General features: G+C 58.8%; 24 protein-coding genes and 1 pseudogene. 15 read left to right on the top strand and 10 right to left on the bottom strand.

The features are described from left to right. Positions 1–250: 250 nt before the first annotated feature. On the bottom strand, positions 251–706 hold the full coding sequence (locus KDX39_RS17420) for a GNAT family N-acetyltransferase (protein ID WP_231661400.1): 456 nt from the start codon (positions 704–706) through the stop codon (positions 251–253). Positions 707–898: 192 nt separating this feature from the next. Here KDX39_RS17420 and KDX39_RS17415 point away from each other — a divergent pair, with 192 nt between their 5' ends. Both KDX39_RS17415 and KDX39_RS17410 read left to right on the top strand, forming a co-directional pair. Next, positions 899–1,225: a hypothetical protein gene (locus KDX39_RS17415; RefSeq protein ID WP_231661214.1), complete on the top strand. Its 327-nt coding sequence runs from the start codon at positions 899–901 to the stop codon at positions 1,223–1,225. Positions 1,226–1,615: 390 nt separating this feature from the next. Then, positions 1,616–1,858 (top strand): DUF6124 family protein, encoded by a 243-nt coding sequence (locus KDX39_RS17410; RefSeq protein ID WP_231661213.1) that lies wholly within the window; start codon positions 1,616–1,618, stop codon positions 1,856–1,858. A 33-nt stretch (positions 1,859–1,891) separates the two neighbouring features. On the opposite strand, the gene KDX39_RS17405 is transcribed toward KDX39_RS17410, so the two are convergent. From KDX39_RS17405 to KDX39_RS17390, 4 genes are all read right to left on the bottom strand, one after another. Beyond that, positions 1,892–3,049 carry a phospholipase D-like domain-containing protein gene (locus KDX39_RS17405; protein ID WP_231661212.1) on the bottom strand — a complete coding sequence of 386 codons (1,158 nt, stop codon included), beginning with the start codon at positions 3,047–3,049 and terminating at the stop codon, positions 1,892–1,894. 1 nt (position 3,050) lies between these two features. Beyond that, positions 3,051–3,632: a YceI family protein gene (locus tag KDX39_RS17400; RefSeq protein WP_231661211.1), complete on the bottom strand. Its 582-nt coding sequence runs from the start codon at positions 3,630–3,632 to the stop codon at positions 3,051–3,053. Positions 3,633–3,713: 81 nt separating this feature from the next. After that, positions 3,714–4,052 (bottom strand): amidase, encoded by a 339-nt coding sequence (locus KDX39_RS17395; RefSeq protein WP_231661210.1) that lies wholly within the window; start codon positions 4,050–4,052, stop codon positions 3,714–3,716. Then, positions 4,049–5,155: a serine hydrolase domain-containing protein gene (locus tag KDX39_RS17390; RefSeq protein WP_231661209.1), complete on the bottom strand. Its 1,107-nt coding sequence runs from the start codon at positions 5,153–5,155 to the stop codon at positions 4,049–4,051. Before KDX39_RS17390 ends, KDX39_RS17395 begins: the two co-directional genes overlap by 4 nt. A 290-nt stretch (positions 5,156–5,445) precedes the next feature. Between KDX39_RS17390 and olsB the strand changes: the two genes are divergently transcribed. Both olsB and KDX39_RS17380 read left to right on the top strand, forming a co-directional pair. Then, complete coding sequence (olsB, locus tag KDX39_RS17385) at positions 5,446–6,201, top strand: L-ornithine N(alpha)-acyltransferase (RefSeq protein WP_004881433.1); 756 nt, start codon at positions 5,446–5,448, stop codon at positions 6,199–6,201. After that, positions 6,201–6,992, top strand: a complete 792-nt coding sequence (locus KDX39_RS17380; RefSeq protein ID WP_231661208.1) for a lysophospholipid acyltransferase family protein — start codon at positions 6,201–6,203, stop codon at positions 6,990–6,992. Before olsB ends, KDX39_RS17380 begins: the two co-directional genes overlap by 1 nt. On the opposite strand, the gene KDX39_RS17375 is transcribed toward KDX39_RS17380, so the two are convergent. Next, positions 6,950–7,549 carry an acyl carrier protein phosphodiesterase gene (locus tag KDX39_RS17375; RefSeq protein ID WP_231661207.1) on the bottom strand — a complete coding sequence of 200 codons (600 nt, stop codon included), beginning with the start codon at positions 7,547–7,549 and terminating at the stop codon, positions 6,950–6,952. The genes KDX39_RS17380 and KDX39_RS17375 overlap by 43 nt on opposite strands. Positions 7,550–7,713: 164 nt before the next feature. Between KDX39_RS17375 and KDX39_RS17370 the strand changes: the two genes are divergently transcribed. From KDX39_RS17370 to KDX39_RS17360, 3 genes are read left to right on the top strand one after another with little or no spacing between them, the layout of a single operon-like run. Next, positions 7,714–8,028: an ArsR/SmtB family transcription factor gene (locus KDX39_RS17370; protein WP_099226252.1), complete on the top strand. Its 315-nt coding sequence runs from the start codon at positions 7,714–7,716 to the stop codon at positions 8,026–8,028. Between the two features lie 28 nt (positions 8,029–8,056). Next, positions 8,057–9,223, top strand: coding sequence for an MFS transporter (locus KDX39_RS17365; RefSeq protein ID WP_210042369.1), 1,167 nt, complete (start codon positions 8,057–8,059; stop codon positions 9,221–9,223). A 22-nt stretch (positions 9,224–9,245) separates the two neighbouring features. Continuing rightward, a complete protein-coding gene (locus KDX39_RS17360) occupies positions 9,246–10,295 on the top strand; it encodes an alkene reductase (protein ID WP_231661206.1) in 1,050 nt (349 codons plus the stop codon). Between the two features lie 67 nt (positions 10,296–10,362). Here the strand turns inward: KDX39_RS17360 and KDX39_RS17355 are convergent, their stop codons facing one another. From KDX39_RS17355 to KDX39_RS17340, 4 genes are all read right to left on the bottom strand, one after another. Then, on the bottom strand, positions 10,363–11,160 hold the full coding sequence (locus tag KDX39_RS17355) for a hypothetical protein (protein ID WP_231661205.1): 798 nt from the start codon (positions 11,158–11,160) through the stop codon (positions 10,363–10,365). 150 nt (positions 11,161–11,310) lie between these two features. Beyond that, positions 11,311–12,162 carry an ATPase gene (locus KDX39_RS17350; protein WP_231661204.1) on the bottom strand — a complete coding sequence of 284 codons (852 nt, stop codon included), beginning with the start codon at positions 12,160–12,162 and terminating at the stop codon, positions 11,311–11,313. 85 nt (positions 12,163–12,247) lie between these two features. Next, positions 12,248–13,240 carry an NAD-dependent epimerase/dehydratase family protein gene (locus tag KDX39_RS17345; RefSeq protein WP_231661203.1) on the bottom strand — a complete coding sequence of 331 codons (993 nt, stop codon included), beginning with the start codon at positions 13,238–13,240 and terminating at the stop codon, positions 12,248–12,250. Between the two features lie 76 nt (positions 13,241–13,316). After that, positions 13,317–14,216, bottom strand: a complete 900-nt coding sequence (locus KDX39_RS17340; protein ID WP_231661202.1) for a LysR family transcriptional regulator ArgP — start codon at positions 14,214–14,216, stop codon at positions 13,317–13,319. 94 nt (positions 14,217–14,310) lie between these two features. Here KDX39_RS17340 and KDX39_RS17335 point away from each other — a divergent pair, with 94 nt between their 5' ends. The 8 genes and pseudogenes from KDX39_RS17335 to KDX39_RS17300 all read left to right on the top strand — a co-directional run. Continuing rightward, entirely contained in the window at positions 14,311–14,913 is a 603-nt protein-coding gene (locus KDX39_RS17335; RefSeq protein ID WP_231661201.1) for a LysE/ArgO family amino acid transporter, read from the top strand. 192 nt (positions 14,914–15,105) lie between these two features. Then, positions 15,106–15,687, top strand: coding sequence for a superoxide dismutase (locus KDX39_RS17330; protein WP_099226260.1), 582 nt, complete (start codon positions 15,106–15,108; stop codon positions 15,685–15,687). A gap of 385 nt (positions 15,688–16,072) precedes the next feature. Then, positions 16,073–18,124, top strand: a complete 2,052-nt coding sequence (locus tag KDX39_RS17325) for a putative bifunctional diguanylate cyclase/phosphodiesterase (protein ID WP_231661200.1) — start codon at positions 16,073–16,075, stop codon at positions 18,122–18,124. Between the two features lie 194 nt (positions 18,125–18,318). Further along, positions 18,319–19,677, top strand: a complete 1,359-nt coding sequence (locus tag KDX39_RS17320) for an imelysin family protein (RefSeq protein WP_231661199.1) — start codon at positions 18,319–18,321, stop codon at positions 19,675–19,677. A gap of 199 nt (positions 19,678–19,876) precedes the next feature. Next, on the top strand, positions 19,877–20,761 hold the full coding sequence (locus tag KDX39_RS17315; RefSeq protein ID WP_231661198.1) for a DUF4123 domain-containing protein: 885 nt from the start codon (positions 19,877–19,879) through the stop codon (positions 20,759–20,761). After that, positions 20,758–24,237 carry a toxin VasX gene (locus KDX39_RS17310; protein ID WP_231661197.1) on the top strand — a complete coding sequence of 1,160 codons (3,480 nt, stop codon included), beginning with the start codon at positions 20,758–20,760 and terminating at the stop codon, positions 24,235–24,237. The genes KDX39_RS17315 and KDX39_RS17310 overlap by 4 nt, the downstream gene beginning before the upstream one ends. Beyond that, positions 24,227–25,282, top strand: a complete 1,056-nt coding sequence (locus KDX39_RS17305) for a hypothetical protein (RefSeq protein ID WP_231661196.1) — start codon at positions 24,227–24,229, stop codon at positions 25,280–25,282. Before KDX39_RS17310 ends, KDX39_RS17305 begins: the two co-directional genes overlap by 11 nt. After that, positions 25,275–25,781 (top strand): annotated as a pseudogene (locus KDX39_RS17300) (DUF6708 domain-containing protein); the annotation flags it as partial. The gene KDX39_RS17305 and the pseudogene KDX39_RS17300, both read left to right, overlap by 8 nt.

The raw sequence follows: 25,781 nt of genomic DNA, 5'->3' as shown, positions 1-25,781 counted from the left end.
GGCTGAGGCATTGGGTAAATTTACAAACAGCCAAATGCCACCATCCATACAGACTGAGTAACCCAAACTATAAGTTTCCGATAAAAAAACTTATTTTTATAAGGCGCAACCGTAGCGCTCCACGCGGTAACTGCCTTCACTCAAGGAGCGAGAACGATGCTTTCCACGGCATCTCTTTGGATCGGATGCTTCGGTAGGCGTCTCGGTATGCCTGGCAGGTTCCGCCAGGCCGAACACCCGCCGATGTCACCTACACCGAGCGCTCACTCAGCACCATCGTGTGCGTGGCATGCTCATCATCCGATCGTGTGAAACCGCAGCGCAGATAGAACGCGTCGCCTGCAACGGTATCCGTGGAAAGCCGTACGATTCGAAAGTGCCGGGCAGCATGTGCAACAAGCGCTTCGATTAATGTTTGTCCGACGTACTGCCCTCTTGATGAGGCTGCGACGTATACTCGCCGAAGCCTCGCGGTGTGGCCTTTAGCGTACGGATCGACAGAAAGACCACCGACGCCAATTAGCCGCCGATCCAGATACGCAACCATCAGACATTCGCCGGGAGCATCGAAGCGATTGTCTCCGGAGTTCCATTGCGTAATCAATCGGGTAAGAAACCGGAAGCCTTCTTCAACCGCCTCTTTTTCCAGAGTCAGTAACTGGGACGGAAGATGATTGATCTGGTGGATCTCAATCTTTTCAGTCATCTTCAACACCTTGATATCAACCTGCTTGAATGAGAGGCAATGTTCGTCGACCTGTTGCCACGGTGGCAAGCGTGCGCGTTCGACAGAAGGACTGGCAAGTTGCGAGTGACGCAAGTTCATGCTTCATTGAAGCCCCGAAGGGCGTCGGATACTCTTCATGTCCGATGACAGTTTTCGACAAGGATGTAGACCGTGACCCAGACGCCGTATCACCCAGATCTCAATGACTGCCCACTGCAGTGCAAAATCATCGCTGATGCTATTCAGGGGTATGCGCTGGCCGACCCCGGCGACCGCGATGATCTTTTCGATCCTGTTTTTCTGGATTGGGGTTTTGGCCCTTATTGGGCGATTGCCAAACAGCTGATCAAAGCACCGCTATGTGATCAGTTCGCTGACATCCTTAATCACACTAACGATAAAAAGGCGAGAGCTCATCGAATCGTCTATTTCTTCTGGAATGGCGGCCAGAGTATTGACGCTGATTCATTGAAGGTTGCCGAAATGGTCACCTACTGAGCCAAATCACTCACTCTCAATAAGCACGAGAAAAATGCACTGAAAAAGCATTTTCAGCGGGCGTTGTAAGACTTAATAGCGGGATGCCTCCCTATCCTTTGAGTGAAATTTCCGAGAGAATCCCAACCCCTTGCGCCTGCTTACTCCGGTCTCTAGGCTTCCCCGGTCGCTGCAAAATCAGCGATCGGGTTTGGTAGACCTGTCTTTGCTGGCGCAACGCGTCACCTCTGCGAGGGGAGCTTTTTCGTCTCGCTATTATGGTGGCCGTGCGCATGGCATCTTCGGATGCACCGGGTGCCAGCAGCCGGTCTACCAACTTGCACACGGCCGCCACCTTATCGTTTGGTAGCGATAACTGACGGCTCCTTCATCATCTGCTGGAGTTAATACATGCTACAAAAACTCGTCCCCGACCCACCAAACACCCTGTACACCATCAACCAATCCGTCTCTCAGGAAGAAGCGCTCAACTACGCGTCTGACCTGTTGCGCTGCATCATCACCACGGCTTACGAATCAGGCGATAACGCCGAGGGCACGAGCCGGGATCTGGTGTTTGCGGTGTTGCACATGGCGGAACTGGCCAAGGCCATGGTGGATCGCTCGCTCGACAGTATTGTCCAGCCAGCTTGATACGCACTCGGGGCCGTTGCTGGCCCCTTCCCTTCAGTTGCGCTGGTCCAGCAGGTTGACCACCAGCCGGTCGATCCAGCCCCAGAGGCGCTGCTTGACGCGTCGCCACAGCGGCCGGGCTTTCCAGTCGGCCAGGGTGGTTTCGGCACTCAGGGCGAAGTCTTTTTCGAAGCTGGCGACCACATCTCTCGTCAGGGTGGGATCGAGGGCTTCGACGTTGGCTTCCAGGTTGAAGCGCAGGTTCCAGTGGTCGAAGTTGCACGAGCCGATGCTGACCCAGTCGTCGATCAGGACCATTTTCAAGTGCAGGAAGCACGGCTGGTATTCGAAGATTTTCACGCCAGCGCGTAACAGGCGCGGGTAGTAACGATGGCCTGCGTAGCGCACGGACGGGTGATCGGTGCGTGGTCCGGTGAGCAGCAAACGCACATCGACGCCACGCGCTGCGGCTCTGCGCAGCGAGCGGCGGACTTTCCAGGTGGGCAGGAAGTACGGCGTCGCCAGCCAGATGCGTTTCTGGCCGGTGTTCAGGGCGCGCACCAGTGATTGCAGGATGTCGCGGTGCTGACGTGAGTCGGCGTAGGCCACGCGGCCCAGCCCTTCTCCGGAAACCGGAACGCTGGGCAGGTGCGTCAGGCCGAAGTTCTCCTTCGGTCGCCATGCGGTGCGGCGCGGGTTGACGTGAAACTGTCGGTTGAACAGCGCCTGCCAATCCATCACCAGCGGACCGGTGATTTCCACCATCACCTCGTGCCACTGGCTGACTTCCTTGTCCGGCTCCCAGAATTCATCGGTCACGCCTGTGCCGCCGACCACGGCCAGGGCCTTGTCCACCACCAGAATTTTGCGGTGGTCACGATAGAAATTACGCAGGCCGCGCCGCCAATGGATCGCGTTGTAGAAACGCAGGATCACACCGGCATCGGTCAGTTGTTTGCGCAGGCCTGCGTCGAAGGCTTTGGAGCCGAAATCATCGAACAGGCAGCGCACAATGACGCCGCGTCGGGCTGCGTCTACCAGTGCCCGCACCATCGCGTCGGCACAGGCGCCCGCCTCGACCAGATACAACTCCAGATCGACCTGCTGCTCGGCGCGGTCGATGGCAGCAATCATGCGCGGGAAGAACGCCGGACCGTCGATGAGCAGTTTGAACTGGTTGTTTTCACGCCACGGAAAGATCGCACTGCTCATGTCAGCGCGCCGTGAAGATCAGGACGGCGCCGACGGGCACCGACAGGCTGATCGCCGACAGACTTGCGTGAGTGCGCAATGCGTTGAAATCCGGCACGAGATCGAAGTCCTGAGCGTGCACCACCAAAGGCTCAAGCGTCACGACCTGAAAGCGTCGATCATCCAGACGCGTGGCCAGTAATTCGGCGTTGTAGGTATGGGTCTTGCCACGCAGGCTGACTGACAGCGGCAGGCGCAACTCCAGCTGTGCGCCGGGCGCCAGGGCGTTGATGGGGCGCATGTCGAGCCGGGCGTTGATTCTGGCAGCGGGAAACTGGCGTGTCTGAAACACCTGATCACGCAGTCGCTCGTCACGCTGGGCGATGCCGGTACTGACCGATTCCATCTCGACTTCAACCTCGGCCAGCCCCTTGTCATCAACCTTGCCATGAAGCACCAGGAAGCGATGCACTTCGGCGATGTCGGTATTTTTGGTGGAGGTGAACGACAGGCGTGATGACTCGTTATCCAGATACCAGCTGGCGTGGGCGGGAAGCGCCGCTGTGGCCAGAAGGACCAACAGCAGGCGAGGCAGGTTGAGCATGCAGACTCCGGGCGGGCAATTGAGGAGCACCTTATCCGCCTGTCAGACCGCTGGCAAACCGCTCCGTTCGTCCGGCGTCTGTTATGGCGATTTCGACAACAGACGACAACCTTCCAGCGGCCCTTGCCAGGCGGCGATGCTGACACGCCCAAGACCGCTGGCAATCACGCGTTTCTGCTGGGGGTCATCGATCAGTGTGCTGGGCACGTACTGTTTGATATAGGCCCGGCAGTACGCCTCGGGGTTGTTCACCACGTAGCGGCACGAGCAGTATTCCTTGGCGGTATACGCGCTGATGATGGTCGGAAACGCTTGCAGGGCGACGCGGTACTGAAAGATGAGTACAGCCAGCGCCGCGAGCAGCAACAGCAGCAGACTGGTGAGGGGACGGCGCAGGATGAACGCTCGACGATTACTCATTGCCCGCTCTCCTTGCCGAACGCTGCCTGGATGCGTTTGAGCATCTGGTCGTGGTCATAGCTGCCGTCGCGGTCGTCGGCGTAGCGCACGATTACCAGCTTCTGGCTGGGGATGACGTAGAGCGCCTGGCCCCAATGGCCGAGCGCGGCGAAGGTGTCCGCGGGTGCGTCGGGCCAAGGGCCGCTGCCACCGTCGGCAGTGCGGTTGAGCCACCACTGCCCGCCGGGCACTTCGACCCTGGCCTGAACTTGCTCGCCTTTGAAGGGCGTCAGTACGAAGTCCATCCATGCCTTGTTGAGCAACGGTTTGTCCTGCCACTGGCCGCCACGCTGCATCAGCAGGCCGATGCGTGCCAGATCCCGGGCGGTCATGTAGGCGTAGGACGACCCTACGAAAGTACCGCTGGCATCGGTTTCCCAGACGGCGCTGCGAATGCCGAGCGGTTCGAACAGTGCGGTCCAGGGATAACTCGGGTAGGCCTCGGCACCGACCATGCCTTTCAAGGCGGCTGCCAGCACGGTGCTGTCGCCGCTGGAATACAGGTAGCGCGTGCCAGGTGTCGTAGCGGCCTTGTGGCCGGCGGTGAAGCGGGCCATGTCGTCGCGACCGCGGGTGTACAGCATCGCGACCACAGAGGAATTGAGCGGCGCGTATTCGTAATCTTCCTGCCAGTCCAGACCGGACGCCCAGTGCATCAGGTCCTGAACGGTGATGTCGGGATGAGCGCTGAAGGGCTTGTAGAACTTCGCCACCGGGTCTGTCAGTTGAAAGCGGCCTTCCCCGAATGCCACGCCCAGCACCGTTGCGAGGATGCTCTTGCTGGCCGACCAGGTCAGGTGCGGCGTTTCTGCGGTGGTCACTCCGGCGTAGCGTTCATAGACGATCTCGCCATTGCGGATCACCAGCAGCGCATCGGTGCGCACGCCCGTGCGGTTGGCTTCGTCACGGGCCGGGAAGGCATAGGTTTCCAGTATATCGAGTGCGGCGCTGCGGGGGGTCGGTCGAGAAGACCATTGCTCGCCGGGCCAGGTTTCGGCCTGTGCATTCAATGCGTTTGCACCCAGGGCTATCAACAGAAACAAGCGAGCCAATCGAGACAGCATGACGAGTCCTCGCAAAATTATCCGGGCACCGTAGCAGGCGTTTATGACAGGCGTGCGGCGCAATGCGTGTTCGTGCTTCTGCAAGCATTCGCACGCAGCCCGTGACGCTCTGCGTCACTTCAACGGCGGACGCGGAACGTGGGACGGATCACGCGCGCTGCGGCCGTCACACAACCATCACCAAAGCTTCATGGGCATGACATGCCATCTCCCTAGCCTGCAAATACAGCAAAGCGCTTGGACAATTCAGTCGACCGGCCATTTCGCAAGGCTGGCTCATGGAGATTCGTATGACCCAGATCGCACGCATTCGTGAAAACACTTCTGAACGCCGTCTTCAGGCCGAGCGTCTGACGGGGGCGCGAGCCTTGCAGGAAGCACAGGCCTTGCGTTTCAGTGTGTTCAGTGAGGAGTTCAATGCCCGCCTCAACGGCGCTGAACAAGGTCTGGATATCGACGACTACGACGTGCATTGCTCGCACATCGGGGTACGTGACCTGAACACCGGACGACTGGTGGCGACCACGCGTTTGCTCGATCACAAAGCGGCCACCACGCTGGGCCGCTTCTACAGCGAAGAGGAATTCAGTCTGCACGGGCTGGTTCATCTGCAGGGTCCGATTCTGGAGCTGGGCCGCACCTGTGTGGATCCGGCCTACCGCAACGGCGGCACCATCGCCGTATTGTGGAGTGAGCTGGCCGAAGTGCTCAATGAGGGCGGCTACAGCTACCTGATGGGCTGCGCGAGTATCCCGATGCAGGACGGCGGCATTCAGGCCCACGCGATTATGCAGCGCCTGCGCGAACGCTACCTGTGCAACGAGCACCTGCGTGCCGAACCGAAGAACCCGCTGCCGGCCCTCGACATTCCGAGCAACGTGATCTGCGAGATGCCCCCGCTGCTCAAGGCTTACATGCGCCTGGGTGCGAAAATCTGCGGCGAGCCGTGCTGGGACGAAGACTTCCAGGTTGCCGATGTGTTCATCCTGCTCAAGCGCGACGATCTGTGCCCACGCTACGCCCGTCACTTCAAGGCGGCGGTGTGATGAGTCGGGTACGCGGCTATGCCCGCGTGGTCAGAGTGTTGTTGGTGGTTGCATTGGGGCTGACGATTGCAGGGGCCTTTGCGGTACTGGAGCGCTTGAAATTCGGCAATTCCATGGAGCGTCGTCAGCGCTGGAGCCGCTGGTTCATGGCGCGCCTGAGCAATGCCCTGCCGTTTCGCGTGACCGTCACTGGCGAGCTGCCGCGTGAGCCGATGCTGTGGGTCAGCAATCATGTGTCATGGACTGACATTGCTCTGCTGGGCATGCTCGCCCCGCTGTCGTTTCTGTCCAAAGCCGAAGTGCGGACCTGGCCGGTTGCAGGCTGGCTGGCGCTGAAAGCCGGCACGCTGTTCATCCGTCGCGGTTCGGGTGACAGTCGCTTGATACAGAAGCAGATGAGCAGCCATCTCCAACAGGGCAATGCGCTGCTGATCTTCCCGGAAGGCACCACCACCGATGGCAAGAGCCTGCGCACCTTCCATGGTCGCCTGCTGTCGAGCGCCATCGAAGCGGGCGTGGCGATTCAGCCGGTCGCGATTGCCTATTCACGTGACGGCAAGCCTGACCCGATTGCGCCGTTCATTGGAGATGATGATCTGCTGTCGCACTTGCGCCGCCTGTTCGCCAACGAGCAAAGCGATGTGCATATCCACCTGCTCGCCCCCATCCAGACCGCCGATCAGGAACGCGCCGCTCTGGCCTACAAGGCACAACAAGCGGTTCAAGTCGCGTTGTTCGGCGAAAGCGCTCAGCCGAGCGAAGTGGCCTCGCGACCTGCCAAGGCAGCCTGAGCGTAGGCCTGCAACTGCGGATAGAATTCAGTGAAATCCGCACTTAGGGGTTGGTAAAGCGCCTGCAATTCCTGCATGCCGCCTGCCAGCCCTTCCGGCCGTGACAGACGCCGGGATATTCCTCCCAGTACCTGCTCCAACACGCCGAACTCCCGATATGAACCCAGCCAGTCCTGCGCCGCCATTCGCGGTGCGATCAGCGCCAGCCGCTCCGGCAATTGTGGCTCGGCAGCCAATACGCCGTAGACCTTGCGCGTGAAGCTCTCCAGCGGCAGATCCGCATAGCGATGCCAGTCACGCGCCAGGCAATGGTCGAAAAACACGTCGAGCATGATGCCCGCGTAGCGACGTCGCTGCGTCGGAAAGCGGGCGATGGACGCCTTGATCAACGGATGGTTGTCAGTGAATGCGTCGATGCTGCGATGCAACTGGATAGCCGCTTCAAGCTCCGCAGGAAAACGCCCCGGCAGCGGGCCTTTGACAAAGTCGCCGTACAGGCTGCCGAGCAATTGGGCGGGTCGATGACCGCCGAGGTGGAGATGTGCCAGATAGTTCATGGTGGCAAGCGTACGCCGCTTCTCAGGCTCAGGTCCATATATCGATATAACCCGATATACCGATTTCTTCAAAGCTCAGTCCAAAATCATATTTGTATATCGCGAAATACAGATATAAGGTTCGTCCTATCGCGATATATCGCTACACCGCCTGTGAGAACGACATGCCCATCGACCTGGACGACATCATCAAAGCACTGGCCCACCCGGTCCGCCGCGAGATTCTGGCCTGGCTCAAGGATCCGCGCACCGCGTTTCCATCTCAGGAACACTCGATCGAGCACGGCGTCTGCGCCGGGCAGATCGATCAACGTGCCGGGCTTTCCCAGTCCACCGTTTCTGCGCATCTGGCGACCCTGCAACGGGCCGGCCTGATCAGCAGCAAGAAGGTCGGTCAGTGGCATTTCTTCAGGCGCAATGAAGAGACCATTCAAGCGTTCGTGCAGGCCCTGGTGCAAGAGCTGAACAACCCGGCCTGACCTATCCACTTTTCAAGGAGCCGCCCCTGTGCCTCTTTCGCTATTCATTCTGGCCTTGAGCGCTTTCGCCATCGGCACCACCGAATTCGTCATCATGGGCCTGTTGCCCGATGTGGCTGCGGATCTGGGCGTGTCGATTCCCGGTGCCGGCTGGCTGGTGACCGGCTACGCGCTGGGCGTCGCCATCGGTGCACCGTTCATGGCGATGGCCACCGCCAAACTGCCCCGCAAGGCCGCGCTGGTGACGCTGATGGGCATTTTCATCATCGGCAATCTGCTCTGCGCACTGGCCAGCGACTATGACGTGCTGATGTTTGCACGCGTAGTGACGGCGCTGTGTCACGGTGCGTTCTTCGGTATCGGCTCGGTGGTCGCTGCAGGTCTGGTGCCCGCCAATCGTCGCGCCTCTGCCGTGGCCTTGATGTTCACCGGCCTGACGCTGGCCAATGTGCTGGGCGTGCCGCTGGGCACGGCGTTGGGTCAATACGCAGGCTGGCGTTCGACCTTCTGGGCAGTGACGGTTATCGGCGTGATTGCCTTGATCGGCCTGATCCGCTTTCTGCCCGCTAATCGCGACGAAGAGAAGCTCGACATGCGTGCCGAGCTGGCCGCCCTCAAGGGTGCCGGAATCTGGCTGTCGCTGACCATGACCGCACTGTTTTCGGCGTCTATGTTCACGCTGTTCACTTACGTGGCACCGCTGCTGGGTGATGTGACCGGCGTCTCGCCTCAGGGTGTGACCTGGACACTGCTGCTGATCGGCCTGGGCCTGACCGTGGGCAATGTGATCGGTGGCAAGATGGCGGATCGCAAGGTGTCGTCGACGCTGATTGGCGTGTTCATTTCAATGGCCGTGATTTCCACTGCGCTGAGCTGGACCAGCGCTGCGCTGATTCCGACGGAAATCACTCTCTTCCTCTGGGCCGTTGCCGCCTTTGCCGCTGTGCCTGCGCTGCAGATCAACGTGGTGACCTTCGGCAAGGCCGCTCCCAATCTGGTCTCGACCCTTAACATTGGCGCATTCAACGTCGGCAACGCACTGGGTGCCTGGGTTGGCGGCAGTGTCATCGCCCACGGCCTGGGCCTGACCCGCGTGCCGTTGGCCGCTGCGGTCCTGGCAGTGCTCGCTCTGCTCATTACCCTGATTACTTTCCGTCAGACCGGCAATCCCGATCTGGCCCCGGCAACTCATTAATCAATTTAAGAGGATTCGACGCATGACGACTATCTTTGACCCGATCACCATTGGCGATCTGCAACTGCCAAACCGCATCATCATGGCGCCGCTGACACGCTGCCGCGCCGACGAAGGCCGCGTGCCCAACGCGTTGATGGCCGAATATTACGTGCAGCGCGCATCGGCCGGCCTGATCATCAGCGAAGCCACATCCGTGACGCCGATGGGCGTAGGCTACCCCGATACGCCCGGTATCTGGTCCAACGATCAGGTGCGCGGCTGGAGCAATGTCACCAAGGCCGTGCACGGTGCGGGCGGGCGTATTGTCCTGCAACTGTGGCACGTGGGCCGTATCTCTCATCCGCTTTACCTGAACGGTGAAGCACCGGTTGCGCCGAGCGCCATCCAGCCTGAAGGCCATGTGAGTCTGGTGCGTCCTATCACGTCATTCCCTACGCCCCGTGCGCTGGAGCTGGCGGAAATCGGTGACATCGTCGACGCCTACCGTGTCGGCGCGGAAAACGCCAAAGCGGCAGGTTTTGACGGTGTGGAGATTCACGGTGCCAACGGTTACCTGCTCGACCAGTTCCTGCAGACCAGCACCAACCAGCGCACCGACCAGTATGGTGGTTCGCTGGAGAACCGTGCCCGCCTGCTGCTGGAAGTGACAGACGCTGCCATCGAAGTCTGGGGCGCTGGCCGTGTAGGCGTTCACCTTTCGCCTCGCGCCGACCTGCATGACATGGGCGACGATAATCTGGCCGAGACCTTCAGCTATGTCGCCAAAGAGCTGGGCAAGCGCGGTATCGCATTCATCTGTGCACGTGAGCGTGACGCCAGCGACAGCCTCGGCCCACAGTTGAAGAAAGACTTCGGCGGCGTGTACATCGCCAACGAGAAATTCACCAAGAACAGCGCCAATGCCTGGCTGGCAGAAGGCAAGGCCGATGCAGTGGCCTGGGGGGTGCCTTACATCGCCAACCCGGACCTGCCGGAGCGTCTGGCCAGTGATGCCCCCTTGAATGAAGCCCGCCCGGAAACGTTCTACGCCAAGGGCCCTGTCGGCTACATTGACTACCCGCGCATGTAACCGGCGTACGGCACCGAAAAACCTGACGCGTGAGCGTCAGGTTTTTTATTGCCTGATGCCAAGCCGATTACTTCGCAACGACAGGGTCGGTGACACCAATGACGTTACCGTCGGCATCGGTGACGGTGCCGTCCGGCATCTTCCAGCGGCCATCAGGGTAGTTGACCGAACCGTCGGCGAAGACCCAGGTGCCATCCTTATGCAAGACGTTGCCCTCGGCATCTTCCGTGCTGCCATCGGCATGTACCGTGGTGCCATCCAGATTCTGCACCGCGCCATCAGGCCGTGTGACGGTGAGTTTTTTGGTGTCTGCAACACTGCCGTCCGGGTAAGTGACGGTGCCGTCCGGGTTGAACACACTATTGAGCGGGTGAACCAGTTGCAGAACGCCGGTGGCGGTATTGACGATACTCAGCAACTTTTCCAGCTTTGAAGGCCGTGCCGGCTCTTCTGGCATTTTCATGTCTACCGGCGGTTTTTCGGCAGGTTTGACCACAGGCTTGACTGGCGCCTTCGCCACCCCAGATACCGGGGGCTTTACGGGCGTCCCGACAGGCGGTTTGACGGGAGGCTTCACAGGCGTCTGAACAGGTGGCTTTACCGGAGGTTTCACAGGCGTCTGAACAGGTGGCTTTACCGGAGGCTTCACAGGCGTCTGAACAGGCGGCTTTACCGGAGGCTTCGCAGGCGTCTGGACAGGTGGCTTCACCGGCGGCTTGAAAGGCAGCTTGAACGAAGCGCTTAGTAACTCGTCCTCAGGACTCACCTCGCCGTGTTCTTCGTCGCTGGCGTCCAACTTTTCAGCAATAACAGCATCATCGCTGGTGTCTTTGTCATTGGGATACATCGTATTGATTCCTTTCATGAGTGATATTCCATTGGGTAAAACAGCAACGCAAGCATAAGCCGCCGCTTTTTCGGCAGTTCCATATGTATTTAATGGTGAGTGATTTTTTGCGCGGGGCGTCTGACTGCCTCCACCTGCCGCACCTTTTGCGGCAGGTGGCAGGCGGCGTCAACGGCGGGCGTTGAGTTGCTGCGACAGGTTTTGAATCTGACTGGTCAGGGTATTGATGTTGCGCGTCACCTGAGCACGAAAGGCATCAAACTCGGCGGTATTGCCCGCAGCCGCAGGGGCCGGGCGATTTTCCTGCTCGCTCTTGAGCACGATCAGATCCTGTTCCAGCCGCTCGACGGCGGCGGAAGGATTGCCCTGTTTCTTCAAAGTCGCGACATCAGCGGCCAGGCTCTTGAGCTGAGTGTCCAGCTTACCTTGATCGGCCTGGGCGTTTTTCAGGTCAGGCAAGGCCGCCTTCAGCGCGGTCAGCTCGGTGACCACGCCCTTCAGTTGCTCCTGCAACTGAGCGCTCTCGGTCTGCTGCTGCGTGGTTTGCGCGGCCATCTGTTCCAGTCGCTTGTCGAGGCTGCTTTGCTGGCCTTCGACGCCTTCACGCTGCTTGTCCTGATCTTCCAGTTGCGCTTCCAGCAACTTGATCCGTTGCTTGAGCGCCTCGCCGTCGCTGGAAAGAGACTCCGTCGCCACGACCTTGCCGGAAATATCCTGCAGGCGTCCCGCCGCTTCCTCACTGATGCGCGCAAAGCTCTCCTGCGTCGCGACCAGTTGCTGCTCCATCAGCGAAACCTGCTGAAAGCTCCACCAGCCCAGACCGCAAAAAGCGATGAACAACGCCCCGACCAACGCCCAGAGCGGACCGGTGCTCGGCCCTTTGACCTTGACCACTGGGGTGGTGCGCGAGTAGACAGTCGTGCGCTCGCGTGCCCCTTTTTCCGGCACAAAATCATCATCGTCGTCCTTGGCACTGAGGCTTGGGACGTCATCGATGTCGTCATATGGATCGTTACGCATGAGCAACCCTTCAAGAAGCTGTTGAAACCAAAGCTGACGAGTATACCAATGGCACCTGATGATATTTCAATGTGCCACTACTGACTCAGCTCGATTGTTGGGCTTTCCACCAGCCGCAGAACTCGTCCAGCGCAGCCCAGAGACTGACACGTGGCTGATAGTCCAGATAATGCATGGCACGGCTGATATCAAGCGTGAAGTCCTTGTTCATGACCTGCATTCCAAGACGCGACAGCGTGGGTTCAGGTCGACCCGGCCACAGCATGCAGGCCCCTTCATTGATCGCGGCAGCGGTATAGGCCAGCCCGTATGAACGATAACGGGTGACCTGAGGCAACTGCATCTGCCGCATCACGTAATTGATGGCATCCCACAACGGCACCGGCGAACCATTGCTGATGTTGTAGGCCTTGCCCAGCGCAGAACCGGTCGCCAACAGACTGCTTAACATGGCCTCGTTAAGGTTCTGCATGCTGGTGAAGTCCACCTTGTTCAAACCGTTGCCGACGATGGACAGGCGCTTCTTCTGTTGCATGTGCAGCAGGCGAGGAAAAATACTGTTGTCGCCTGCCCCTGTGACAAAGCGAGGACGCAGGGCGATGACTTCCAGCCCGAATTCCTGCGCGCCGAATACTTTCTGCTCGGCCAGATACTTGCTCGCGGCGTAATGGTTGTGGAAACGCTTGGGGACCTGCTCTTCCTTGATGCCCTGGCGCGAGTGACCGTCGAAATAGATCGAAGGCGAAGAAAGATGGACCAGTCTTCGCACCCGTTGTTTCAGGCAGCCTTCGACAATGTTTTCGGTGACTTGCACGTTGCCCAGCATGAACTCCTGACGCCGCCCCCACACACCGACGGAACCTGCGCAGTGCACCACAGCGTCCACGTCATCGCACAACGCCCTCACCAGTTGCGGGTCGGTCAGGTCGCCCTGCACGAATTCGGCACCGCGTCTGACCAGATGTTCGACGCCTTCGGCTCGGCGACCATTGATCCGCACGCTCATACCCTGCTCCAGGGCGAAGCGCGCGAAGCGTCCACCGATGAAGCCGCTTGCGCCGGTAACCAGAATATTCATTTACCGCTCCATTGACGCGTCTGCGGGACAGGACAAACCCTACCCGCATTGTTTTCATATATGAACGTGTTGACGCTCACTTGCCGCCAGGCGGCACCAGCCAGCGCCCCGACTTTTGTGCCAGATGCTCCGTCAGCCGGTTCAGCAACTGGCCGCCGTTGCGCCAGTGATGCCAGTAAAGCGGCACATCGATATAGCGGGCGGGCAGCAGTTCGCGCAATGCACCGCTGCGTAACTGCTCGCTGACCTGCAGCTCAGGCACCAGCCCCCAGCCAAGCCCGGCTTCGATCATGCGCATGAAGCCTTCGGACGAGGGACACAGATGATGCTTGAAACTGTCCTCGACCCCAAGCAACGCCAGATAACGGTGCTGCAGAAAGTCATCGGGGCCGAAGACCAGCGCCGCTGAACGCGCGAGTTTCTCAGGGCTTACGCCATCGGCAAAATGCCGGTCGATGAAAGAAGGGGACGCCAGGGCACGGTAGCGCATGGCGCCCAGTAACTGACTGCGTGCACCCGCCACTGGCCGTTCGCTGCCACAAAGGCACGCAGCTACCTCGCCTGCACGCATGCGCTTGAGACCCACATCCTGGTCCTCCACCACCATATCCAGCAGCAGATGATGTTCGGCGCAGAAATCCCCGATCGCCTGCGCCCACCACGTGGCCAGGCTGTCGGCATTCAGGGCAATGCGCAAACGCTCAGGCATACCCTCTGCGTCCAGCGCAGGCACCTGGCTTTGCAGGTCACGCTCCAGCAACCGAACCTGTTGCACATGATTGAGCAAACGCCGCCCGATATCCGTGGGGCTCGGCGGCGTGGCCCGGACCAGCACCGGCTGACCAATGCGGGCCTCCAGCAATTTGATGCGTTGCGACACTGCCGACTGAGACAGACCCAGCACTTGAGCAGCGCGTTCAAATCCGGCCTGTTCGATGACGGCGGCGAGCGCCGACAGCAGTTTGTAGTCAAACATCAGTTTTCCTAATGAGTTATCAGGATTATTGGTTTTCCTTATACCGCTTCTGACGCCAGAATCGCCACCTGAACCGACTGCCGGAGCGCATCTGATGTGGCAAAGCTATTTAAACGGTCTGCTGGTGGCTGCGGGCCTGATCATGGCCATCGGCACGCAGAACGCATTTGTTCTGGCGCAAGGGCTGCGTCGTGAGCACCATGTTCCGGTGGCATTGCTGTGCATTGTCTGCGACGCGCTGCTGATTGCTGCCGGCGTGTTCGGCCTGGCGAATGTGCTGGCGCAGAATCCGACCTTGCTGGCTGTCGCGCGTTGGGGCGGCGTGGCGTTCCTGAGCTGGTATGGCCTGCAGGCCCTGCAGCGTGCCTGCTCGTCACAAGGACTGGAAAACGAAGCAGCTAGCGGAATCCGGTCGCGGCGCGCGGTGCTGCTCAGCGCATTGGCGGTAACTCTGCTCAATCCGCATGTCTATCTGGACACCGTGCTGCTGATCGGATCGCTCGGCGCACAGCAGGCCGTGCCCGAAGCCTATGTGGTGGGCGCCGCCAGCGCCTCGCTGCTGTGGTTCTCGAGCCTTGCCATCGGAGCGGCATGGCTCGCGCCCTGGCTGGCCCGGCCCGCAACCTGGCGGCTGCTGGACGTGCTGGTTGCGGTGATGATGTTCACTGTCGCTGCGCAATTGATCCGCAGCGCCTGATGATTTTCATGGCCATTGGGTCGACAGCGCTGGAACCTCTTTCCCACACAGTTGTTGCGTGGTTATGCCGCAGGGCCGGTGCTATAGTCCGGGGTCTGCGCCGCAAAAGAGTAAAACTCCCGGTGCATGCTGTATCCGGCCGCCCGTGATCGGCCGTGCGATAACCGCAAATGACCTGAAAGGAGATAAACCATGGCTTTTGAATTGCCGCCACTGCCTTATGCCCACGATGCTCTGCAGCCGCACATTTCCAGGGAAACGCTGGAATATCACCACGACAAGCACCACAACACCTACGTCGTGAACCTGAACAACCTGGTGCCAGGCACCGAGTTCGAAGGCAAGACTCTGGAAGAAATCGTCAAGACCTCATCGGGTGGCATCTTCAACAACGCCGCTCAGGTCTGGAACCACACCTTCTACTGGGAATGCCTCTCGCCTAACGGCGGTGGTGAACCTACCGGCGCACTGGCTGACGCAATCAACACGGCGTTCGGCTCGTTCGACAAGTTCAAGGAAGAGTTCAGCAAGACGTCCATCGGCACCTTCGGCTCAGGCTGGGGCTGGCTGGTGAAGAAAGCTGACGGCTCCCTGGCGCTGGCCAGCACCATTGGCGCGGGCAACCCGATGACCAGCGGTGACAAGCCGTTGCTGACCTGCGACGTCTGGGAACACGCCTACTACATCGACTACCGCAATGTGCGTCCGAAGTACGTAGAAGCGTTCTGGAACCTGGTGAACTGGGACTTCGTGGCCAAGCAATACGCTGCCTGATTTCCAGTGTCATCGAGAACCCGGCCATGTGCCGGGTTTTTTATTGCCTGCATTTCTCATGTGTGTGACAGGAAACACAGCACCCCAATATCGTGAATGCGTCGCAAATGCGTCACTCAAATGCGTGAATATGGCGGTTTTTGATGTACAACTGTAACGTGATGTATTGCCAGAAAACGCTAGCTGACTAATATCACCAAACAGTTCTTTTACAGCGTACGCTCAAGTTACAAGCGCAGCCGCCCGACACACTGGGATGCACGAGTCCGTGGGTCCCGGGCAGCGGCGCAGAAAAAAGAGGGATCAACCGGGCGTGACCACTCGATCATTCGTTTGTCGAGGGTGACAGGGCGAAACGCCTGCGACTTGAATTAAGGAACGGCCATTGAAGCTGGAACTCAAGAACAGCTTGTCGGTGAAGTTGCTGCGCGTGGTGCTGCTGTCGGCGTTTTTTGTCGGCGTGGTGTTGAGCTGCGCGCAGATCGTCTACGACGCCTACAAGACCCGCCAGGCAGTGGTGAGCGACGCCGAACGCATTCTGGACATGTTCAGGGATCCCTCCACTCAGGCGGTTTACAGCCTGGACCGTGAGATGGGTATGCAGGTTATCGAAGGCCTGTTTCAGGACAACGCCGTGCGCATGGCGTCCATCGGGCATCCGAACGAAACCCTGCTGGCCGAAAAAGATCGACCACTGAAAACCTCGTCGACCCGCTGGCTCACGGATCTCATTCTGGGTCAGGAGCGTAGCTTTACCACGCAACTGGTCGGACGCAGCCCGTACAGCGAATACTACGGCGATCTGCGCATCACACTGGACACGGCCAACTACGGCGAAGGCTTCATCATCAATGCCGTGATCATCTTTATTTCAGGCGTGCTGCGTGCGCTGGCAATGGGTCTAGTGCTGTATCTGGTCTATCACTGGCTGCTGACCAAGCCGCTTTCCAGGATCATCGAGCACCTGACCACTATCAATCCCGACCGGCCCAGCGAACATCAGCTACCCCTGCTCAAGGGTCATGAAAAGAACGAGCTGGGTATCTGGGTCAACACTGCCAACCAACTGCTCGCCTCGATCGAACGCAATACCTACCTGCGTCACGAAGCCGAAAATAACCTGCAACGCATGGCCCAGTACGACTTTCTGACCGGCCTCCCCAACCGGGTGCAGTTGCAGGTGAGTCTGGACAACATCCTTGAGAACGCCGGGCGGCAACAGCATCGGGTCGCGGTGCTGTGTGTCGGACTGGATGATTTCAAGGGCATCAATGAGCAGTTCAGTTACCAGGCAGGCGATCAGCTACTGCTGGCTCTCGCAGACCGGCTGCGAGCCCATAGCGGACGACTGGGTGCGCTGGCACGTCTGGGCGGTGACCAGTTTGCGCTGGTCCAGGCGGATATCGAGGAGCCTTACGAGGCTGCCGAGCTGGCGCAGAACGTACTGGATGAACTTGAAGCGCCCTTCATGGTAGACGGCCACTCCATTCGCCTGCGCGCCACCATCGGTATCACGCTGTTCCCGGAGGACGGCGACAGCCCCGAGAAGCTGCTGCAAAAGGCCGAACAGACCATGACCCTGGCCAAGGCCAGGTCGCGCAATCGCTATCAGTTCTACATCGCCAGCGTCGACACCGAGATGCGTCGACGTCGCGAACTGGAAAAGGACCTGCGCGAAGCCCTGCCACGTAATCAGCTGTACATGGTCTACCAGCCACAGATCAGCTATCGCGACAACCAGATCGTCGGTGTGGAAGCGCTGATCCGCTGGCAGCACCCCAAACACGGCCTGGTACCGCCAGACGTGTTCATCCCGCTGGCCGAGCAGAACGGCACCATCATTGCTCTGGGTGAATGGGTGCTGGACCAGGCCTGCCGGCAGTTGCGCGAATGGCACGACCAGGGCTTCACGGACCTGCGCATGGCCGTCAACCTGTCCACCGTACAGTTGCACCACGCCGAGTTGCCCCGCGTGGTGAACAACCTGTTGCAGATCTACCGCCTGCCACCCCGCAGCCTTGAGCTGGAAGTGACCGAAACCGGGCTGATGGAGGACATCACCACAGCTGCCCAGCATCTGCTCAGCCTGCGTCGTTCCGGGGCATTGATTGCCATTGATGACTTCGGTACGGGCTACTCCTCCCTCAGCTACCTGAAAAGCCTGCCGCTGGACAAGATCAAGATCGACAAGAGTTTCGTTCAGGACCTGATCGATGATGATGACGACGCGACCATCGTTCGTGCAATTATCCAACTGGGTAAAAGTCTGGGGATGCAGGTTATTGCCGAAGGCGTCGAAACGGTCGAACAGGAAGCGTATGTGATCTCTGAAGGTTGCCATGAAGGCCAGGGTTATTTCTACAGCAAGCCGCTGCCCGCTCGGGAGTTGCTTGCGTTCCTGAAGCTGGACCAGCGCAATAACGCAGCCATTCTCTGAGCCGGTTACATGCGGTCGCACGGCCCTGTCATGCAGCCCCTGGAACATCTCGAAACCGACTGTTACAAGCTCTCGGATAGCTGATCACGACTCGACAGGCGTTTTGCCTTTACATCGAATGCAAATCTTTCGCATTATGTCGCAGATTTTCTGGGCGCTCTGCGCCTTCACCCTTATGAACGCAGGATTCCGTCATGATTCGTATGCCTTTGGCAACCGCCAGTCTGTTGGCCATCGCTATCTCTCTCGCCGGTTGTGGCGAAGGCAAGGACAAGGCTGCAACTCCACCGTCCGCCGCAGCATCTGCCGCTCCGGCCGCCGCGCCAGCGCCGACTGCACCTGCCACACCAGCCGCAGCCCAGACCGATGACGCCGCCGCCAAGGCTGTAGTCGCCAACTACGCGAACATGGTTTCCGCTGTTTTCAGCGATGCCGAAGCCGGTGCCAAAAAACTGAGCACTGCGGTTGATGCGTTCCTGGCCAAGCCGAACGATGAAACCCTCAAGGCCGCTCGCCAAGCCTGGATTGACGCACGTGTTCCTTACATGCAGAGCGAAGTGTTCCGCTTCGGCAACACCATCATTGACGACTGGGAAGGACAGGTTAACGCATGGCCGCTGGACGAGGGCCTGATCGACTACGTTGCCAAGGACTACCAGCACGCACTGGGCAACCCTGGCGCAACCGCCAATATCATCGCCAACACTGAAATTCAGGTGGGCGAAGACAAGGTCGACGTCAAGCAGATCACCCCCGAGAAGCTCGCCAGCCTGAACGAACTGGGCGGCTCCGAGGCCAACGTTGCCACCGGCTACCATGCCATCGAATTCCTGCTGTGGGGCCAGGACCTGAACGGGACAGGCCCTGGCGCCGGCAACCGTCCAGCCAGCGATTACCTGGAAGGCGCTGGCGCAACCGGCGGCCACAATGACCGTCGTCGTGCTTACCTGAAAGCCGTCACCGACCTGCTGGTCAGCGACCTCGAAGAAATGTCCGGCAACTGGAAAGCCGGCGTCGCCGACAACTACCGCGCCACGCTGGAAGCCGAATCCGGCGTAGACGGTCTGCGCAAGATGCTGTTCGGCATGGGCAGTCTGTCCTTGGGTGAACTGGCGGGCGAGCGCATGAAAGTAGCGCTGGAAGCCAACTCCAGCGAAGACGAACACGACTGCTTCAGCGACAACACGCACAACTCGCACTTCTACAACGGCAAGGGCATTCGCAACGTTTACCTGGGCGAGTACACCCGCACCGACGGCACCAAGGTCAGCGGCCCGAGCCTGTCGTCGCTGGTGGCCAAAGTAGACCCTGCAACCGACGCCACCCTGCGCGCCGACCTGGACGACACCCAGGCCAAGCTGCAGGTCATCGTCGATCACGCCAACAAGGGCGAGCACTTCGATCAACTGATCGCCGCAGGCAACACGGCTGGCAATCAGGTTGTTCGTGACGCTATCGCTGCACTGGTCAAGCAGACCGGCGCCATCGAGCAGGCCGCAGGCAAACTGGGCATCACCGACCTGAATCCGGACAACGCCGACCACGAGTTCTGATTCACGTCGCGGTCTTGATGTCCCCAAATGCCGGTCTTGCTGACCGGCATTTTTTTTGTCTGGATGACGCTGCTTGCGTGACCTGCCAGTGACTTTTCAGCGCTGCCTGTAGGGCCTTTCCCAAACGCCCTTCTGCGTATTGATTGCACTTCTTGCACCACCGACTATCCGCGCCTCATGCCCTCTTCAAGGCGCGCTTATGCCCGAGTTTGAAACCGGTCCCCACGGTCTGCCGTGGTCGAAAAAAGCCTATCTGCTGCTCAATCCCATCAACGTCCCGGACCTGACCAGAAGGATGGCCGAGTGGGAGCTGAGCGGGGTCCGCACGATGCTGTTTTTGCAGACCCGGCTCCGTGAGCGCCTGGACGCCTCACCTGCGCTGATTCAACTGGAGGGCCCGCATGATCCAATGTTCGTGCGCTTTCTCGCCCATGCTCATGAAGAATGGGGGCTATTGCTGTTCAGCCCGGCAGACCGCAAAACCCTCATCGGCCATTTACGCTGGCTGATGTTTGTCGAGATGCCGACAGGCCAGACCTGTTATATGAACCTCTCGGACACGTCACTGGCCAACGCCCTGTTCGGCATGCATCCGGCACACTTCGACAATCGCCTGTTCGGCCCCATCGATCACGTCTATGCACCCGACAGAATGACCGAGCAGTGGGGCTGTCACCCACGCATTGGCGAATCGGCCCCTCATGATCCCGGCGTGCCTTATCGCTTGAGCGCCGAGCAGATCGAAGCCTTCGGCGACGTCATGTTTCGCCTGACCGTCGTCAACCTCGATCAGCATCTGCGCCTCTTCTTTCCGGATTACCTGCCCGACGTGTCGTTGAAGACGCGTTACGAACAGGTGCACAGGCTGGCCAGCACGGCTTACGAACAAGGTTTCAAGAGCGAAGCCGACATCTTCCATTACGCCAATGTTGTCTTCTTTCTCGCCGGTCAGCCTGAGGATTCTCACCCCCCGATCAGAGCACTGCTGCGCGACACCTCTGAGTTGACCCCCTCACAGCGCATCGAGCAGGCCCACTGGCTCGTGGTGCTGCACGCCCGGCAACAGGAAGGAGCCTCGCAATGAACCCGCAAGACAATCCAAGAACGCTGCCTGCCAAGGACAAGGCCTACTGGGAATCCAGGGCCAGAGAACATGTCGATTCGCGCAGCAGACCGAACACCTGCCCTGCCCCCGGCAACAACATCCAGTTGCTTCCACTGCGCTACGGCCGGGTGGAACGGCTTGGCAGCAAACCGGATTCAAACATTTACGCTCGCCTCAAACGCCCTCTGGGTCTGCGTCTGCTCCGGGATGGCTATCTGTATGTGATCGAAGAAAGCAGCGGCTACCTGCATGAATACCGAGTCGAAAACGGCGTCCCGACCAAGCTGGTGTGGAAAGGCTCAGAGGTTGTTCAGGACGTTCGACAGACCAGCACGGGGGAACACGCGCTGGTCTTCGCAAAGGACAGCATTCTGCATGTTGCCTACTCGGAACTGCAATGGACCGCAGCCAAATGTGCCCAGGCGCTGGGCAGCGCAGCGGATCGTTTCTACTTCATGCAAAAAGTGGATCTGGCCGAGGCTGACTGCCTGAAAGGCGGTGTCCATCTGCGGGTCCAGAAGCAGGTCAGCGAACAGCTCGCCGAACTGGCCGAGCAGCCTGCAAAACAATGCGCCACACCCGACATCCCCGAGGCAGAACAGCAGGACTATGTGTGGGAGCATCAGCCTCTGTTTCGCGAAGCCCACATTGGCGAGTTCAGGCATTTGCTCAAGCCGCTGCATGAGAAAAGCCATCTGTACCTGGTGCTCGAAGACAGCATCGGCATTCTGCGCGATCTGGCCGAAGAGCAGGACACCGTAGTCGGCTGGATAGATGAGTGGCGTGAGCGAAACAACAACGAAACCCGCTTTCTCACTGCCACCTACATTGACACGCTCATGACCGTGGGCGACAGCAATGCCCGTCAGGTAAACCCGGAATCAAAGCTGCTGAAAAAGACCACGCCGCAGCAGCGCTCGCGCATCTACGACTTTATCAATGCCCGTAACCAGTGGCGCCGTGAAAAACGTTTGGGGCCAGAGCCCTCCAGGACACCCGACGGCCACTATGCCTACAAGAGAGGTGCCGATTACAACGAGCGCCCTCGGCAAAGGTTTGCCAGGCTGGAGATGGAAAATAAACAGGCGCTGATGAAGTCGGCGCTTGGCGAAAAACTCTACAGGGAACTCGAAGAGGATATCGAAGCGCTGGATGAAAAAAGCCAGGGCACGCTGAACGGTGTGGGGCTGGGTTCACGAGGCATCAACGACCTGATTCGCCATGACGAGATGCAAAGCTACCTGAATCAGGAGCGTTCGCACCTCAGGCGCTGGACCCAGCGACTGGATGACATCACTCATGACCGGATCAGTCTGTTCACCCAGAGCGAACTCTACCGAAGTGCCTGGTATTTCGACCCGGACCATCCTGACCAGTTGAAAAGCGCACTGGCCATGGAGCTCAACTGCACCCGGGACCTGTGCCGCACGGAAGAAAGTCTGCAAAGGGTCAGCGACTACTTTCACGACAACCCGCATTACATCCTGCCAGTGTTTTATGGACGCCTGAATCTGGAGTTCCTGCGCTCCAAATCAAGTGACCTGATCAAATGGCTGGATGACATCCGCAACCTCAGCGGAGGGCTTGTCGATGCTCAGAACCGTATCACCCAGGTCAGCCACGTCATAGGGCACCACTGGACCCTCAGCCTGCATCTGCCTGAAACCGCACGGCCGCTGCATCAGGCAGTCCTCGCCAGCTACATACCGTCCATTGCTCTGCGTATGGAGCAGTGGCTACGGGATATGCACAGCACACTGAACGACACGGAAGTGCGTCAGCATTTGAACAACTTTCCGAAGCAGAACAATCGGGCGCAACGCCTGGGCGCACTGGTCGCCATGCAGCAGGAAGCGGTCACGCTGAGCATTGCCAACGAAACCGATGTGCAGAAGTACCGTGACGCGTTCGTGCGCCTGAACCACCTGATCAAGGCCGAGGACGATCTCATCCGGGAGCGAACCCGTCTGAGCAAACTGAGCAGCAAACACCGGCTGACGCCGACCCAACGCAATGAGCTGATGTACGACAAACAGTACGTCCAGCAGCAGTTGCTGCAAACGCGCAACCAGTTGGCCGCCATACGCCGCGAACTGGAGCACGCCATCACCCCCACTGGCAGACCCATCAATGGGGCTATCGGGGTGAAGCTGAACATCAACGATGCGCAGTTGCGGGTTCTGGAAGACGAGATTGCGCGTTTGCGGGCTGGCCCAATAAGGGGGTATGGGACTCCAGGAGCATTCGGGAGCGCGTTCAAAGGCAGCTTGTTTCCGATGCTGGCGATGACGTTGCAGATTGGGAATTTGGGGGAGGCTTGGGCGGTTTGGGAGAAGTCGGAGGGGGATAGGTCTATCAGAGAGCTGGCGATAGTCTTGGGAACTTTGTTGGCCCCCATAGCAGCAGCGATTTCAGTTTACCAATCAGTTCATATCGCGTTGGTCGACAACGTCTTACAGAGACTGGCACGCAACCCTGCAGGAACATCGGGGGGATTATTTGCGGTCCGGCTGGGGAAACTAGGCCTGGGGTTGGGTGCTTTCATTGCGCCACTCAGCCTGTTGGGTGCCGTAGGCACAACATTGAACAACTGGGAGAAATGGACCACTGCGCTGGACCTTGGCACAGCAGGAGAAAAAACCGGTGCAGGGATGGCTCTAGCGGGCGACATTGGATCGACCGCTGTTAACTTAAGGATGAGTTTCCGGGCTGGCATAGAAATAATCGGACTTCTCAGAGAAGTCAGAGCAGCCAATGCATCGGAGCGAAAACTTGTTGCTAATCTGGCTTGGGCAACACGAGGCACACGCTTCCTGCAATTTACAATGCGCATGACCCCTTGGGGGCTTATCTCCACCGCACTGCAATTGGGCGGTGAATCGCTTTACAACTACTTCAATCTGGATGACCAACAGCGCTGGTTACTCGGTTGTCTTTGGGGCAAAGAACCTGAGGGCTGGGATTGGCCCGGTCACGCGCAAAAGCTCGCTGAAGCCAACTTGCGCCCCACCTTGGTCGACAAGGGCATGACCCATCGCGAGATCGATGGCGAACCTGTGCGCAGCCTGCACATGGTGATGCCCGGCCTGACCCGCACCAGCTTCGACGACACGTCATTACGCTGGTCGGCGCAGTTGCAGAACGTATCCGATACACAGGATGTCAGCGAAGCCCTTTGCCATCGGCTCTCGGTAGTCGCAGCATCTCCCTTGACCCTGGCGCTGGAGATTCCAAACAGTTGGCAAGGGCATCACGCCCTGCTGCTCCTGCGCGTGGCAGTCAAGCCAGCGTTGGTAACGACTTATCTAAAAGCCGATCAGGGCTACCTGACTTACCGCATTCCGCTTGGCATGGACACTGTGAACAAACCTGTCAGCGCATCCGTCGAGAAACCTGCGGAAAATCTACAACTCCCGGCCACACAGATCACAAGAGAACGTTTGAATGACCTCTGACAAATACGAGCGCTTGCCCAAAGCCGGCGACACTGAAAATGAGTCTGGCACTGAGGTGTTCTATCTCGCACCACGACCAGTACCAACCGGTGTTGCAGCCTTCAGTTCGCGCAGCCTTCATCAATACGCCAATGAAGTTTATCTGGACTTCGGACTAAGCTGCGCAACAGTAGAGTTCGCAGTGCGCTGTTACATCGGATCGGTCATGTCCATCGTGATTCTTTTTATACTGCTATCAATAGGTTTGGGGGTTGATGATCATTTCAGATATGGAGCACCTGTTTTTGAAATCTTTGTAACTTTACTCCTGCCAAATTATTATCTCTGGGGGTTCGTGGGTGGCTTGGCGCTTATGTATCTCTATTGTTTCGCTCAGGCCGTTTACCCTCACTCCAGAATTCCACCCACCCGCTTCAACCGCCAGCGCCGCGAAGTCGCCTACGTCGCCAAGCGTGGCGAACCGCCGCGCTTCATCCCATGGGAAAACGTCATTGCCTGCGTCAGCAGCAGCGTAGTCCCCACCCAATACGGCACTCAACAGAAGTTCGCCCTAATGATCGGTTTGCGGGATGCGTCGGACGGGCAGGTCGTCTGGCTGACCGTGCCCAGCTATACACTGGGTATGGCGGTTGGTGAGTGGGAGGCGATTCGCGCCTACATGGAAGAAGGCCCCAGTGCACTGCCGCAGCCGATGATGGGCGAGAACATGGAGGAAGGCACGGTGGAGTTCTTCCACATGTGCCGCAAGGGCTACCGCTACGATCACTGGTACATCCGTTATCTGTTCGGCTTTCTGCTCATCCAGTTCTGCAGCGGCTGGACCCTGCCCTGCCGCATCGCCGCCTGGGTCGAACGCCTGCCGAAAAAAGCCTTTCCCAAAGCCGTGCTCGACTGGTCAAAGCCCTTGCCGCCCGAGCAATGGCAACATCCCAGCACTGAACTGATTGAACAGAGCGAGGCCATGCGCAAGACACTGCGCAGAGGGCTGACGGTGTTCGACCACTTCGACAGGGTCGAAAAAAACAAGGTCAGCGAAAATGCCTGAGAATAAGTACGAACGGCTGCCACAAGCTGGTGATACGGAGAATGAGCCCGGCACCGAAGTGTTTTACCTTGCGCCACGCCCAGTTCCGACCGGGGTTGCAGCGTTCAGTTCTCGCAGCTTGCACCGCTACGCCGATAGCGTTTACCTCGATTTTGGGTTGAGCTCCGCAACGTTGGAATTCGCGGTCCGTTGGTACATAGGATCACTTATGAGCGTTGTCATTATTTTCCAACTAATCGGTTTGGGCTTAAGTATTGATGATCATTTCAGATTCGGAAAACCGCTTTTTGAGCTCTACCTGAATTTGGTTTTGCCCAACCATTTTTTTTGGATGTTTATGGGCGTTTTATTTCTCCTGTATGGGTGTAGCTTTTTCCCAGCAATATATCGTCACTCCACCATCCCACCCACCCGCTTCAACCGCCAGCGCCGCGAAGTCGCCTACGTCGCCAAACGTGGCGAACCGCCGCGCTTCATCCCATGGGAAAACGTCATTGCC

Origin of the sequence: Pseudomonas sp. CDFA 610 (assembly GCF_021147865.1) — a bacterium.
Taxonomy (GTDB): domain Bacteria; phylum Pseudomonadota; class Gammaproteobacteria; order Pseudomonadales; family Pseudomonadaceae; genus Aquipseudomonas; species Aquipseudomonas alliivorans.
The sequence above is the reverse complement of the archived record's forward strand: the minus strand, read 5'-3'. Positions and strand labels throughout refer to the sequence as shown.